This window comes from Pseudoroseomonas ludipueritiae (assembly GCF_014490445.1).
Taxonomy (GTDB): Bacteria; Pseudomonadota; Alphaproteobacteria; order Acetobacterales; family Acetobacteraceae; genus Pseudoroseomonas; species Pseudoroseomonas ludipueritiae.
The window spans coordinates 19,943-32,544 of sequence record NZ_JACTUZ010000013.1; the positions used below are offsets into that span (position 1 = coordinate 19,943).

Annotated in this window: 12 protein-coding genes; all 12 read right to left on the reverse strand. The window is 65.9% G+C overall.

Going from position 1 to position 12,602, the window contains the following annotated elements:
* Window position 1: 1 nt before the first annotated feature.
* The 12 genes from IBL25_RS05825 to IBL25_RS05880 all read right to left on the reverse strand — a co-directional run bounded on the left by IBL25_RS05825 (window position 2) and on the right by IBL25_RS05880 (window position 12,600).
* A complete protein-coding gene (locus IBL25_RS05825; RefSeq protein WP_187777618.1) occupies window positions 2–1,513 on the reverse strand; it encodes an NADH-quinone oxidoreductase subunit M in 1,512 nt (503 codons plus the stop codon).
* Entirely contained in the window at window positions 1,510–3,426 is a 1,917-nt protein-coding gene (nuoL, locus tag IBL25_RS05830; RefSeq protein WP_187777619.1) for an NADH-quinone oxidoreductase subunit L, read from the reverse strand. The genes IBL25_RS05825 and nuoL overlap by 4 nt, the downstream gene beginning before the upstream one ends.
* Window positions 3,427–3,430: 4 nt before the next feature.
* The gene (gene nuoK / locus IBL25_RS05835; RefSeq protein ID WP_456315856.1) at window positions 3,431–3,778 is read right to left on the reverse strand and encodes an NADH-quinone oxidoreductase subunit NuoK; all 348 of its coding nucleotides are present in this window, start codon (window positions 3,776–3,778) and stop codon (window positions 3,431–3,433) included.
* Window positions 3,741–4,448, reverse strand: coding sequence for an NADH-quinone oxidoreductase subunit J (locus IBL25_RS05840; protein ID WP_187777620.1), 708 nt, complete (start codon window positions 4,446–4,448; stop codon window positions 3,741–3,743). Before IBL25_RS05840 ends, nuoK begins: the two co-directional genes overlap by 38 nt.
* Before the next feature lie 132 nt (window positions 4,449–4,580).
* Window positions 4,581–5,069, reverse strand: a complete 489-nt coding sequence (gene nuoI / locus IBL25_RS05845; protein ID WP_187777621.1) for an NADH-quinone oxidoreductase subunit NuoI — start codon at window positions 5,067–5,069, stop codon at window positions 4,581–4,583.
* Between the two features lie 56 nt (window positions 5,070–5,125).
* Complete coding sequence (gene nuoH / locus IBL25_RS05850) at window positions 5,126–6,136, reverse strand: NADH-quinone oxidoreductase subunit NuoH (protein WP_187777622.1); 1,011 nt, start codon at window positions 6,134–6,136, stop codon at window positions 5,126–5,128.
* 6 nt (window positions 6,137–6,142) lie between these two features.
* Window positions 6,143–8,203: an NADH-quinone oxidoreductase subunit NuoG gene (gene nuoG, locus IBL25_RS05855; RefSeq protein ID WP_187777623.1), complete on the reverse strand. Its 2,061-nt coding sequence runs from the start codon at window positions 8,201–8,203 to the stop codon at window positions 6,143–6,145.
* A gap of 4 nt (window positions 8,204–8,207) precedes the next feature.
* Complete coding sequence (gene nuoF / locus IBL25_RS05860; protein WP_187777624.1) at window positions 8,208–9,518, reverse strand: NADH-quinone oxidoreductase subunit NuoF; 1,311 nt, start codon at window positions 9,516–9,518, stop codon at window positions 8,208–8,210.
* A gap of 2 nt (window positions 9,519–9,520) precedes the next feature.
* Window positions 9,521–10,177: a complex I 24 kDa subunit family protein gene (locus IBL25_RS05865; protein ID WP_187777625.1), complete on the reverse strand. Its 657-nt coding sequence runs from the start codon at window positions 10,175–10,177 to the stop codon at window positions 9,521–9,523.
* On the reverse strand, window positions 10,174–11,391 hold the full coding sequence (locus IBL25_RS05870; protein WP_187777626.1) for an NADH-quinone oxidoreductase subunit D: 1,218 nt from the start codon (window positions 11,389–11,391) through the stop codon (window positions 10,174–10,176). Before IBL25_RS05870 ends, IBL25_RS05865 begins: the two co-directional genes overlap by 4 nt.
* Window positions 11,388–12,050 carry an NADH-quinone oxidoreductase subunit C gene (locus IBL25_RS05875; protein WP_187777627.1) on the reverse strand — a complete coding sequence of 221 codons (663 nt, stop codon included), beginning with the start codon at window positions 12,048–12,050 and terminating at the stop codon, window positions 11,388–11,390. The genes IBL25_RS05870 and IBL25_RS05875 overlap by 4 nt, the downstream gene beginning before the upstream one ends.
* Complete coding sequence (locus tag IBL25_RS05880; protein WP_187777628.1) at window positions 12,043–12,600, reverse strand: NuoB/complex I 20 kDa subunit family protein; 558 nt, start codon at window positions 12,598–12,600, stop codon at window positions 12,043–12,045. The genes IBL25_RS05875 and IBL25_RS05880 overlap by 8 nt, the downstream gene beginning before the upstream one ends.
* Window positions 12,601–12,602 lie beyond the last annotated feature (2 nt).

Below are 12,602 nucleotides of genomic sequence, written 5' to 3' on the forward strand. Positions count from 1 at the left end.
GTCACATCCCCGCCAGGCGCGGCAGGGCCAGCGCGGCTTCGTGCCGCGCCAGCAGCGCCGTGACGCTGGCATCGAAGAAGGAGGTAAAGGAGGACGGGTAGAGGCCCATCCACAGCGTCAGCACCACCAGCGGGGCGAAGGTCAGCCACTCACGCGGGGAGAGGTCCAGCAGGTGCTTGATCTCGTCCTTGCTAATGCGGCTGAACAGCACGCGGCGGTAGAGCCACAGCATGTAGCAGGCGCCCAGGATCATGGAGAAGCCGGCGAAGAAGGCGACCCAGGGGTTCACCTGCCAGGCGCCGACGAGCACCAGGAACTCACCCGGGAAGCCCGCCGTGCCCGGCAGGGCGACGGAAGCCATGGTGAAGCCCATGAAGAGCACCGCATAGACCGGCATGACCTTGGCCACGCCGCCGTAGCGGGCGATCTCGCGCGAATGGACGCGGTCATAGACCACGCCGACGCAGAGGAAGAGCGCCCCCGAGACGATGCCGTGCGACAGCATCTGAAAGATGGCGCCCGACAGGCCCTGGTGGTTCAGCACGAAGATGCCCAGCGTCACGATGCCCATGTGGGCCACGGACGAATAGGCGATCAGCTTCTTCATGTCTTCCTGCGCCATCGCCACCAGCGAGGTGTAGATGACGGCGATGATGGAGAGCGCGAAGATCAGCGGCGCGAACCATTCCGTCGCTTCCGGCAGCAGCGGCACGGAGAAGCGCAGGAAGCCGTAGCCGCCCATCTTCAGCAGCACGCCGGCCAGGATGACCGAGCCCGCCGTCGGCGCCTCGACGTGCGCGTCCGGCAGCCAGGTATGCACCGGCCACATCGGCACCTTCACGGCGAAGGAGGCGAAGAAGGCCAGGAACATCCAGATCTGCATGTTGCGCGGGATCTGCAGCTTCATCAGCTCGGGGATGGAGGTGGTGCCCGCCATGTACCAGAGCGTCAGGATCGCCAGCAGCATCAGCAGCGAGCCGAGCAGCGTGTAGAGAAAGAGCTTGTAGGCGGCATAGACGCGCCGCGCGCCGCCCCAGACACCGATGATGAGGAACATCGGCACCAGCACGCCCTCGAAGAAGATGTAGAACATCAGCATGTCGAGCGAGGCGAACATGCCGATCATCATCGTCTCGAGCACCAGGAACGCGATCATGTATTCGCGCACCCGGGTCTGCACCGACTCCCAGGAAGCCAGGATGCAGATCGGCGTCAGCAGGGTCGAGAGCAGCACGAACAGCACCGAGATGCCATCCACGCCGAGGTGATAGCCCAGGCCGAATTCCGGCATCCAGGTCATCTGCTCGACGAACTGGTAGTCCGCGGTGGTCTTGTCGAAGCTGAACCACAGGATCAGCGACAGCCCGAAGACGATCAGGCTGGTCCAGAGCGCGGTCCAGCGGGCGTTGGAGGCGACAACCGCCTCCTCCCCCCGGATGAAGAGGAGGATGCCCGCGCCCACCAGCGGCAGGAAGGTGAGCAGCGAGAGCAGGGGAAAGCCTGCGGCGTTCATCGGCCGATCCCGAACAGGAAGATGCTGACGAAGAGGACGAGCCCGATGATCATGGTGAAGGCGTAGTTCGCCACGCGTCCGGTCTGGAAGCGCGTCACCCGGCCCGCGGCACTCGCGGTCAGGGCGGCGGCGCCATTGGGCATGCCGTCGATCACCTTGGCATCGCCCACCTTCCACAGCCAGAAGGCGAGCTTGCGGGCGGGCTGCACGAAGATGGCGTCGTACAGCTCGTCGAAATACCACTTGTTCAGCAGGAAGCGGTACAGGCCCGGGAAGCTGGCGGCCAGCCGGCCCGGGATGGCGGGGACGAACATATAGAAGATGTAGCCCACCGCGATGCCGACCACGCCCGCCACGGTCGGCGCCAGCGGCACCCAGCTCGGCACCTCATGCGCGTCGTGCATGATGTGGTTGTTGGGCTGGTTGACGATGGAGCCGTTCCAGAAGGCCATCCAGTCGTGGCCCACGAAATACTCGACCAGCAGCGCGCCGGCGAAGAGCGCGCCGAGGGAGAGCACGATCAGCGGCAGGGTCATGACCGCCGGGCTCTCGTGCACATGCTCCATCACGTGATGGTCGGCGCGCGGGGTGCCGTGGAAGGTCATGATGATCAGGCGCCAGGAATAGAAGGCCGTCAGCAGCGCCGCGATCATGCCCATGACGAAGGCATAGCTCGCGGTCCAGCCGTGGCCGGCATAGGCCGCCTCCAGCACGAAGTCCTTGGAATAATAGCCGGCGAAGAAGGGGATGCCCGCCAGCGCCAGGCTGCCGATCCAGAACATCGCGTAGGTCAGCGGGATCTTGCGCCAGATGCCACCCATCTTGCGGATGTCCTGCTCGTCCGACATCGCGTGGATCACGGAGCCGGCCGATAGGAAGAGCAGCGCCTTGAAGAAGGCATGGGTGATGAGGTGGAAGATGGCGCCCTGATAGGCGCCGACCCCCACGGCGAAGAACATGTAGCCGAGCTGCGAGCAGGTCGAATAAGCGATGACGCGCTTGATATCGTTCTGCACGCAGCCGATCGTCGCCGCGAAGAAGGCCGTGGTGGCGCCGATGAAGGTGATGAAGCCCAGCGCGTTCGGCGCGTATTCGATGACGGGCGACATGCGCGCCATCAGGAAGACGCCCGCCGTCACCAGCGTTGCCGCATGGATCAGCGCGGAAACCGGCGTCGGGCCCTCCATGGCGTCCGGCAGCCAGGTGTGCAGGCCGATCTGCGCCGACTTGCCCATGGCGCCGCCGAAGAGCAGGAAGGCGATCAGCTCGATGGCCGGAATGCCACCGATGGTCTTGTCCTGCGCCGCCGCGACACCCTGGAAGATGCCGTCGAACTCGATGGTGCCGAAGGTCCAGAAGGTCAGCGCCATGCCCATCATGAAGAACAGGTCGCCCACGCGGTTCACGATGAAGGCCTTCATCGCCGCGCGGTTGGCGCTTTCCCGCTCATACCAGTAGCCGATGAGCAGGTAGCTCGCGAGGCCGATGCCTTCCCAGCCGAAGAAGAGCTGCGCCAGGTTATCGGCCGTCACCAGCATGAGCATCATGAAGGTGAAGAGCGAGAGGTAGGAGAAGAAGCGCGTCGGCGTCGCGTCGTGGGACATGTAGCCCACGGAATAGATGTGGATCATGGTCGAGATCAGCGTGACCATGGCCACCATCGCCGCGGCGATCGTGTCGTAGCGCAGCGCCCAGGAGACCTGCAGCCCGCCCACGTCGATCCAGGTGCCCAGATCGACCATGGCCGGCGCATGGCCGAGCGCCACGTTGAAGAAGTTGACGGCGCCGCAGATGGCGGAGAGCGCCATGAAGAAGACGCCGATCCACTGCGCCGGCTTGTCACCGATCAGCCGGCCGAAGAGGCCGGTGATCAGCGAGCCGATCAGCGGAAAGAAGATGGCACCGAGATACATGCGCCTAGCCCTTCAGCGTGGACACGTCGTCCACCGCGATGCTGCCGCGGTTGCGGAAGTAGATCACCAGGATGGCCAGGCCGATCGCCGCCTCGGCGGCCGCGACCGTCAGCACGAACATGGTGAAGATCTGCCCCGTCATGTCCTGCAGCGCGGCGGAGAAGGCCACGAAGTTCAGGTTCACCGCCAGCAGGATCAGCTCGACCGACATCAGGATGACGATGACGTTCTTCCGGTTGAGGAAGATGCCCAGGATGCCGAGGACGAAAAGGATGGCACTGACCGTCAGGTAGTGCCCGAGACCGATGCTCATCTCAGTGGTGCCCCCCGCCATGGTGGCCGTGGTCGTCATGCGCCACCGCCTTGGGCTTCGCTGCTTCCGGCAGCGGCCGGCGCTTGATGCCCAGCACGCCCAGGCCCGTGCGGGCCGGGACATTCTCCAGCGGCACGGCCTCGGCACGCGCCACCTGCACGGCGATGTTCTGCCGCCGGCTGTTCGGCGCCTTCTCGCGCAGCGTCAGCACGATGGCACCGATCATGGCCACCAGCAGGATCAGGCCCGAGCCCTGGAAGAGGAAGATGTAGTCCGTATAGAGGATGCGGCCGATGGCTTCGGTATTGGTCACGCCATCCGCGGCCGCGGGCATGGCGTTCAGCCGCAGCGAGCCCGCATCCTCGGCGAACTGCCAGGAACCGAAGACGAAGAGCAGCTCCAGGAACAGGATGCCGCCGATGATCGCCCCGAATGGCAGGTAGCGCTGGAAGCCCGCGCGCAGCTGCGCGAAGTCGATGTCCAGCATCATGACCACGAAGAGGAAGAGCACCGCGACCGCGCCAACGTAGACGATGGCCAGGATCATGGCGAGGAACTCTGCCCCGGCGATCAGGAACAGCGCGGCGGCGTTCATGAAGGCCAGGATCAGGTACAGCACGCTGTGGACGGGGTTGCGGCTGGTCACAACCATGACCGCGCTGGCGATCAGGATGAACGCGAAGACATAGAAGGCAAGCGTTGCGATCATCGCACCCCACCCCCGCGCTGTTGCAGCGTCATGGCACCGTTCCAGAAAAAACAGAGAGCCGCCCGAGCAGGGGGGCGGGGCCGCGAGGGCTCTTGCGGCGGAAGGGCGCGGCCACCCCTTCCCGCCTCGTGATCAGCGGTAGGGGGCGTCCAGTTCCAGACGCTTCGCCAGCTCGGGTTCCCACCGGTCGCCGTTCGCGAGCAGCTTCTCCTTGTTGTAGAGCAGCTCTTCGCGCGTCTCGGTCGAGAATTCGAGGTTCGGCCCCTCGACGATGGCATCCACCGGGCAGGCTTCCTCGCACATGCCGCAATAGATGCACTTCGTCATGTCGATGTCGTAGCGCGTGGTGCGGCGGCTGCCGTCCTCGCGCGGCTCGGCCTCGATGGTGATGGCCAGCGCGGGGCAGACGGCCTCGCACAGCTTGCAGGCGATGCAGCGCTCTTCCCCGTTGGGGTAGCGGCGCAGCGCGTGCTCACCCTTGAAGCGCGGGGACAGCGGCAGCTTCTCGTAGGGATACTTGATCGTGGCCTTGCGCGAGAAGAAATACTTCAGCGTCAGCGCCATGCCGGAGACCAGTTCGGTCAGCAGCAGGCTATAGGCCGCGCGGTCCAGCGTCGCCATCTCTCACCTCGCCGCGCGGGGGCAGCCCGCGCGTCCCGTGTTCAAAATTTCCACGATCATGCCGGCAGCCACCCGGCGAGCTTCAGCACGAAGGCCGTGAGCACCAGCCACACCAGGCTGATCGGCAGGAAAACCTTCCAGCCCAGGCGCATCAGCTGGTCATAGCGGTAGCGCGGGAAGGTCGCGCGCACCCAGACGAAGGTGAACATGCAGAGGCACACCTTCAGGATGAACCAGAGCGGCCCCGGCACCCAGTTGAAGGGCGCGATGTCCACCGGCGGCAGCCAGCCACCCAGGAAGAGGGTGGTCGTCATCGCCGACATCAGGAACATGTTGGCGTATTCGCCCAGGAAGAACAGGGCGTAGGTCATGGAGGAATATTCCACCATGAAGCCGGCCACCAGCTCGGACTCGCCTTCCGCCAGGTCGAAGGGCGGGCGGTTGGTCTCGGCCAGCGTCGAGATGAAGAAGATGATGAACATCGGGAAGAGCGGGATGAAGAACCACACCGTCTTCTGCGCCAGCACGATCTCCGTCAGGTTCAGCGAACCGACGCAGAGCAGCACCGTCACGATCACGAAGCCCATCGAGACTTCGTAGGACACCATCTGCGCCGCCGAGCGCAGCGCGCCCAGGAAGGCATACTTCGAGTTCGAGGCCCAGCCCGCGATGATGATGCCGTAGACACCCAGCGAGCTGATGGCGAAGAGATAGAGGATGCCGACATTGATGTCGGCGATGGCCCAGCCCTCGTTTACCGGGATCACCGCCCAGGCGATCATCGCCAGGATGAAGGTGAGCATCGGCGCAAAGATGAACAGCGCCCGGTTGGCGCCGGAGGGGATGATGGTTTCCTTCAGCAGCATCTTCGCGGCATCCGCGAAGGGCTGCAGCAGGCCGAAGGGCCCCACCACGTTCGGGCCGACGCGCATCTGCATCGCCGCCATGATCTTGCGCTCGGCATAGGTCATGTAGGCGACGGCGATCAGCAGCGGCACCAGCACCGCCAGGGTCTGGGCGACCGTGATGGCCAGGATGCCGATGGAGGAATTGAGGAAGGCTTCCATCGGTCCTTACTCCGCCGCCTGCGCCACAGGGGGCGCGTTGTAGATGCGGCTGCACTCGGCCATCACCTCGGAGGCGCGGCTGATGCTGTCCGCCTGCCAGTAATCGGTGATCGCCGGCTTGAAGGCCACATCGCTGAGGGTGCCACCGGCCAACGGGCCACGGGTATTTGTGGCGCCACCGGCGATGCGGCCATCCAGCAGCCCGAAGACCGGGTTGGCGGCCACCATGCCGGCACGCACGTCTTCCAGCGTGTTGAAGGGCAGGTCCACACCCAGCGCAGCACCCGCCGCGCGGATGATGCGCCAGTCCTCCTTCGCCTCGCCGGGCGGGAAGACGGCCAGGCGGCCGCGCTGCACGCGCCCCTCGGTATTGACGTAGGTGCCGTCCTTCTCGGTGTAAGCCGCGCCGGGCAGGATGACATCGGCGCGGGAGGCCGCGCGGTCGCCGTGATGGCCCTGGTAGACCACGAAGGTGCCGGGGGCGATGAAGGCGGGCTCGAACCCGTCCGCGCCCAGCAGCCACAGCGCATCCACGCCGCCGCTCAGCATGCCGGCCAGGTCCTGGCCGCCCTCGCCCGGCAGGAAGCCGGCATCGAGCGCGCCAACCTGCCCACCGAACAGGTGCAGCATGTTGAAGCCGTTCCAATCCGGCGTCAGCGCGCCGACCTGGTTGGCCAGGGCCCAGGCCGCCGCCAGCACCGCCGCGCCATCCTCGCGCGCCACGGCGCCACGGCCGAGGATGATCATCGGCCGCTTGGCCTCGCCCAGCACCTTGGCGAAGGCATGGCTGCCGTCCAGCAGGGCGTTGAGGACGGAAGCCTCCTCGCCCAGATGCTCGGCATTGTAGGTCAGCTCGATGTCACGCGGGCCGATATGCGCCACCGCCAGCGTGCCGGAGGCCCACTTCTTGCGGATGCGGGCATTCAGCACCGGCGCTTCCTTGCGCGGGTTGCTGCCGATGATCAGCAGTGCATCCGCCTCGTCGATCCCGGCGATGCCGGAATTGAACAGGTAGTGCTCGCGCCGCGTGCCATCGATCTTGGCGCCGTCCTGGCGGCAGTCCAGGTTCTGCGAACCCAGCGCGGCCATCAGGGACTTCAGCGCGAAGGCGCTTTCGGCATCCACCAGATCGCCGGCCACGGCGCCGATGCGGTCGCCGGGCATGCCCTTCAGCTTGGCCGCGATATGCTCCAGCGCTTCCTGCCAGCTCGCCGGGCGCAGCTTGCCATCCTGGCGGATCCAGGGGCGGTCCAGCCGCTTGCGCTTGAGGCCGTCGAAGGAGAAGCGGCCACGGTCGGCCATCCACTCCTCGTTCACTTCCTCATTGGTGCGCGGCAGGATGCGCAGCACTTCCGGGCCACGGGTATCGACGCGGATGTTCACGCCCACCGCGTCCAGCACGTCGATGCTGTCGGTCTTCCGCAGCTCCCAGGGCCGGGCCACGAAGGCATAGGGGCGGCTGGTCAGCGCGCCCACCGGGCAGACGTCGATCAGGTTGCCCGAAAGCTCCGTGGTCAGCGCCTTCTCGACATAGGTGCCGATCTGCATGTCCTCGCCGCGGCCGGTGGCGCCCAGCTCCGGCACGCCCGCGACCTCGGTCGCGAAACGCACGCAGCGGGTGCACTGGATGCAGCGGGTCATGATGGTCTTGACCAGCGGGCCCAGGTACTTGTCCTTCACCGCCCGCTTGCCTTCGCGGTAGCGGCTGCCGTCACGACCAAAGGCCACGGCCTGGTCCTGCAGGTCGCACTCGCCGCCCTGATCGCAGATCGGGCAATCCAGCGGGTGGTTGATCAGCAGGAATTCCATGACGTTGCGGCGGGCATTCCGCACCAGCGCGCTGTCCGTGAAGACCTTCATGCCATCCGCCACCGGATAGGCGCAGGAAGCCACCGGCTTCGGCGCCTTCTCCACCTCGACGAGGCACATGCGGCAGTTGCCGGCCACCGACAGCCGCTCGTGGTAGCAGAAGCGGGGGATTTCCTTGCCGGCGGCCTCGCAGGCCTGCAGCACGGAGGCGCCATTCGGCACCTCCACCTCGATCCCGTCGACTGTAACCTTCGCCATGGCGTTACTCCGCCGCCAGCGGCATGGCGCCGCCGTTCTTCTTCGCGTGGTAGGCCGCGATACGCTCTTCCATCATCGGCCGGAAGTGCCGGATCAGCCCCTGCACCGGCCAGACGCCACCATCGGCCAGGGCGCAGATGGTGTGGCCCTCGATCTGCCGCGTGACGCTTTCCAGCACATCGATCTCGGAGACCTCGGCGCGCCCTTCGACCATGCGGTCCATCAGGCGCTTCTGCCAGCCCATGCCCTCGCGGCACGGCGTGCACTGGCCGCAGCTCTCATGCTTGTAGAACTGCGCCAGCCGCGCGATCGCCTTGATCAGGTCCGTGGACTTGTCCATGACGATGACGCCGGCGGTGCCGAGGCCCGACTTGTGCTCGCGCAGCGCGTCGAAATCCATCAGCACGTCGTCGCAGATGTGCTTCGGCAGCAGCGGCGTCGAGGAGCCGCCGGGGATCACGGCCAGCAGGTTGTCCCAGCCACCGCGCACGCCACCGGCATAACGCTCGATCAGCTCCCGCATCGGGATGCTCATCTCGGCTTCCACGTTGCAGGGCTTGTTCACATGGCCCTGGATGCAGAAGACCTTGGTGCCGCTGTTCTTCGGACGGCCGAAGGAGGCGAACCAGGAAGCGCCCCGGCGCAGGATCTCCGGCACCACGGCAATGGTCTCGACGTTGTTGACCGTGGTCGGGCAGCCATAAAGGCCCACCGCCGCCGGGAAGGGCGGCTTCAGGCGCGGCATGCCCTTCTTGCCTTCCAGGCTCTCGATCAGCGCCGTTTCCTCGCCGCAGATGTAAGCACCCGCGCCACGATGGACGTAGAGATCGAAATCCCAGCCGGAGCCGGCGGCGTTCTTGCCCAGCAGACCGGCCTCATAGGCTTCGTCGATCGCGGCCTGCAGCACCACGTGCTCGTTGAAGTATTCGCCGCGCACATAGATGTAGCCGGCATGGGCGCCCATGCCGACGCCCGCGATCAGGCAGCCCTCGATCAGCGTATGCGGATCGTGGCGGATGATGTCGCGGTCCTTGCAGGTGCCCGGCTCGGATTCGTCGCAGTTCACGACGAGGTAGGAGGGGCGCCCGTCCGGATTGGACTTGGGCATGAAGCTCCACTTCATGCCGGTCGGGAAGCCGGCGCCGCCACGGCCACGCAGGCCGGACTGCTTCAGCTCCTCGATGATCCAGTCCCGGCCCTTGGCGATGATCGCCGCCGTGCCGTCCCAGTTCCCGCGACGCATCGCGTCCTTCAGGTTCCAGGGATGCAACCCGTAGAGGTTGGTGAAGATGCGGTCCTTGTCGCTCAGCGCCATGGTTACGCCTCCCCCTTCCGGCCCACCACGATGGCCGGTTCCTTCATCGGGATGTCCAGCAGCGTGTTCGGCCCGCCTTCCGGCGCGCTGGTCTGGCGGCCGATGGTGCTGCCGGGCCTCGGACGCTCGCCACGCTTCAGGGACTCGATCAGCTCGACAGTGCGGGCGTAATCGAGGTCCTCGTAGTAGTCATCATCCACCTGCAGGATCGGCGCGTTCACGCAGGCGCCGAGGCATTCCACCTCGGAGAGCGTGAAGAGCCCGTCCTCGCTGGTGTCGCCATAGCCCTTGAGGTGGCCGGCGTCCTTGCAGGCGCGCAGCACCTCGTCCGAGCCACGCAGCCAGCAGGGCGTCGTGCCGCAGACCTGCAGATGGAAGCGGCCCATCGGCTTGGTGTTGAACATGAAATAGAAGGTGGCAACCTCGTAGACGCGGATCGGCGCCATGCCGAGCTTGACCGCCACCGCATCCATGGCCACGCGTGGCACCCAGGCGCTGCCGGTCAGGCGGCCCATCTGCTTCTGCGCGACATAGAGCAGCGGAATCACCGCGCTGGCCTGCTTGCCCGCGGGGTAGCGCGCGACGATCTTCTCGATCTGCGCCTCACTCTCCGCATCGAAGGCGAAGTGGGTGACTTCCTGATGATGCGGATCGCTCACCGGTCGATCTCTCCGAACACGATATCGAGGCTGCCGATGACGGACACGGCGTCGGCCAGCATGTGCCCCCTGGTCAGCACATCCATGGCCTGCAGATGCGCGAAGCCGGGCGCACGGATCTTGCAGCGGTAGGGCTTGTTGGTGCCGTCGGCCACCAGGTAGCAGCCAAACTCGCCCTTGGGCGCTTCCACCACCGTATAGGTGCTGCCTTCCGGCACGTGGTAGCCCTCGGTGTAGAGCTTGAAGTGGTGGATCAGCGCTTCCATGGACCGCTTCATCTCGCCGCGCTTCGGCGGCGTGATCTTGTTGTCCTGGATCTTGATGGGCCCGCCGGGCATCTGCTGGATGCACTGGCGGATCATCTTGTGGCTTTCCCGCATCTCCGCGACACGGACAAGGTAGCGCTCGTAGCAGTCGCCATGGCTGCCGACCGGGATCTCGAAGTCGAGCTGGTCGTAGATGTCATAGGGCTGGCTGCGGCGCAGGTCCCAGGCGGCGCCGGAGGCGCGTAGGCAGGGGCCGGAGAAGCCCCATTCCATCGCCTGTTCCGTCGTCATGATGCCGATATCGACAGTGCGCTGCTTGAAGATGCGGTTGCCCGTCAGCAGGCGCTCGATGTCATCGACGAACTTCGGGAACTGGTCCGCCCAGCGGGAGATCTTCTCGAGCAGGCCGGCCGGGATGTCCTTCGCCACGCCACCGGGGCGGATGTAGTTGGCGTGGTAGTGCGAGCCGCTCGCCGCCTCGTAGATCTCGAGCAGGATCTCGCGCTGCTCGAAGCCCCAGAGCGACGGCGTGGTCGCGCCCACGTCCAGCGCATAGGTCGTGATGTTCAGGATATGGTTCAGGATGCGGCTGATTTCCGCGAACATCACGCGGATATACTGCGCGCGGATCGGCGCCTCGATGCCCAGCAGCCGCTCGGTGGCCAGGGCGAAGGCATGCTCCTGCGACATCGGCGCCACGTAGTCGAGGCGGTCGAAGTAAGGCAGGGCCTGCAGGTAGGTCTTGTGCTCGATCAGCTTCTCGGTGCCACGGTGCAGCAGGCCGATATGCGGATCGGCGCGCTCCACCACCTCACCCTTCAGCTCCAGGATCAGGCGCAGCACGCCATGCGCGGCCGGGTGCTGCGGGCCGAAGTTGATCGTGTGGTTGTCGATCTCGACCGTACGCGTCTCGGTCGAAGCCGGCATCTCGTTGGTGCTCGCGCTCATTCGCTGGCGATCCGGTTCAGATGCACCTTCTCGTCGCCGGGCAGCGTGGTCATGCCTTCCCAGGGCGAGAGGAAGTCGAAATTGCGGAAATCCTGCTGCAGCCGGACAGGTTCATAGACCACCGCCTGCCGCTCGGGGTCGTAACGGACCTCGACGAAGCCGGTCAGCGGGAAGTCCTTGCGCAGCGGATGCCCCTCGAAGCCATAGTCGGTCAGGATGCGCCGCAGGTCGCTCTGGTTCTCGAAGACGATGCCGTACATGTCCCAGGCCTCGCGCTCGTACCAGGTGGCGCAGGGCCAGATGGAGGAGACGCTGGGCACCGGCGCCTCGGCGGTCGTGGTGACGATCACCCGCACCCGCTGGTTCAGGGAAAGCGAGAGGAGGTTGTAGACCACCTCGAACCGCTCAGCCTGCGCCGGACGGTCCACGCCGCAGAGGTCCACGCATTGCTCGAAGGCGAAGCGCGGGTCGTCCCGCAGCATGGTCATCAGGGCCGGCAGCGCCTCGCGCGCGGCGAAGATCTCGGCCTCCTCCCCACGCTGCACGCGGCCACGGGAGATGACGCCCCGCGGGACCGAGGCCTGGATATCGGCGACAAGCTGTTCCAGTGGCGAGAGCGGCGCGGGCTGGGCCACTTCGGTGGAGATGTCTTCAGCCACGGAGGATGCTCCCCGTCCGGCGGATCTTCTTCTGCAACTGCATGATGCCGTAGACCAGAGCCTCGGCCGTGGGCGGGCAGCCGGGGACATAGACATCCACCGGCACGATGCGGTCGCAGCCGCGCACCACGCTGTAGCTGTAATGGTAATAGCCGCCGCCATTGGCGCAGCTGCCCATGGAGATGACGTAGCGCGGCTCGGCCATCTGGTCGTAGACCTTGCGCAGCGCGGGGGCCATCTTGTTGGTCAGCGTGCCGGCCACGATCATCACGTCCGACTGCCGTGGCGAGCCGCGGGGAATGACGCCGAAGCGGTCAAGGTCGTAGCGCGCCATATAGGCGTGGATCATCGGCACCGCGCAACAGGCCAAGCCGAAGGTCATGGGCCACAGGCTGCCCGTGCGCGCCCAGTTCACGATCTTGTCGAGGTTGGCGACAACGAAGCCCTTGTCCTCGATCTCGCCGGTCACGCTGTTGATCACGGCGTCCTGCGCGGGGCCGGGCGGCAGGGCCTGCTGGTTCCACGCCACCTGATCATTGATGCTGTTCATCG

Bases quoted from the DNA above. Each gene is read 5' to 3' on its own strand.
- IBL25_RS05825 (WP_187777618.1), bottom strand. From the start codon at position 1,513: ATGAACGCCGCAGGCTTTCCCCTGCTCTCGCTGCTCACCTTCCTGCCG.
- nuoL (WP_187777619.1), bottom strand. From the start codon at position 3,426: ATGTATCTCGGTGCCATCTTCTTTCCGCTGATCGGCTCGCTGATCACC.
- nuoK (WP_456315856.1), bottom strand. From the start codon at position 3,778: ATGACGACCACGGCCACCATGGCGGGGGGCACCACTGAGATGAGCATC.
- IBL25_RS05840 (WP_187777620.1), bottom strand. From the start codon at position 4,448: ATGATCGCAACGCTTGCCTTCTATGTCTTCGCGTTCATCCTGATCGCC.
- nuoI (WP_187777621.1), bottom strand. From the start codon at position 5,069: ATGGCGACGCTGGACCGCGCGGCCTATAGCCTGCTGCTGACCGAACTG.
- nuoH (WP_187777622.1), bottom strand. From the start codon at position 6,136: ATGGAAGCCTTCCTCAATTCCTCCATCGGCATCCTGGCCATCACGGTC.
- nuoG (WP_187777623.1), bottom strand. From the start codon at position 8,203: ATGGCGAAGGTTACAGTCGACGGGATCGAGGTGGAGGTGCCGAATGGC.
- nuoF (WP_187777624.1), bottom strand. From the start codon at position 9,518: ATGGCGCTGAGCGACAAGGACCGCATCTTCACCAACCTCTACGGGTTG.
- IBL25_RS05870 (WP_187777626.1), bottom strand. From the start codon at position 11,391: ATGAGCGCGAGCACCAACGAGATGCCGGCTTCGACCGAGACGCGTACG.
- IBL25_RS05880 (WP_187777628.1), bottom strand. From the start codon at position 12,600: ATGAACAGCATCAATGATCAGGTGGCGTGGAACCAGCAGGCCCTGCCG.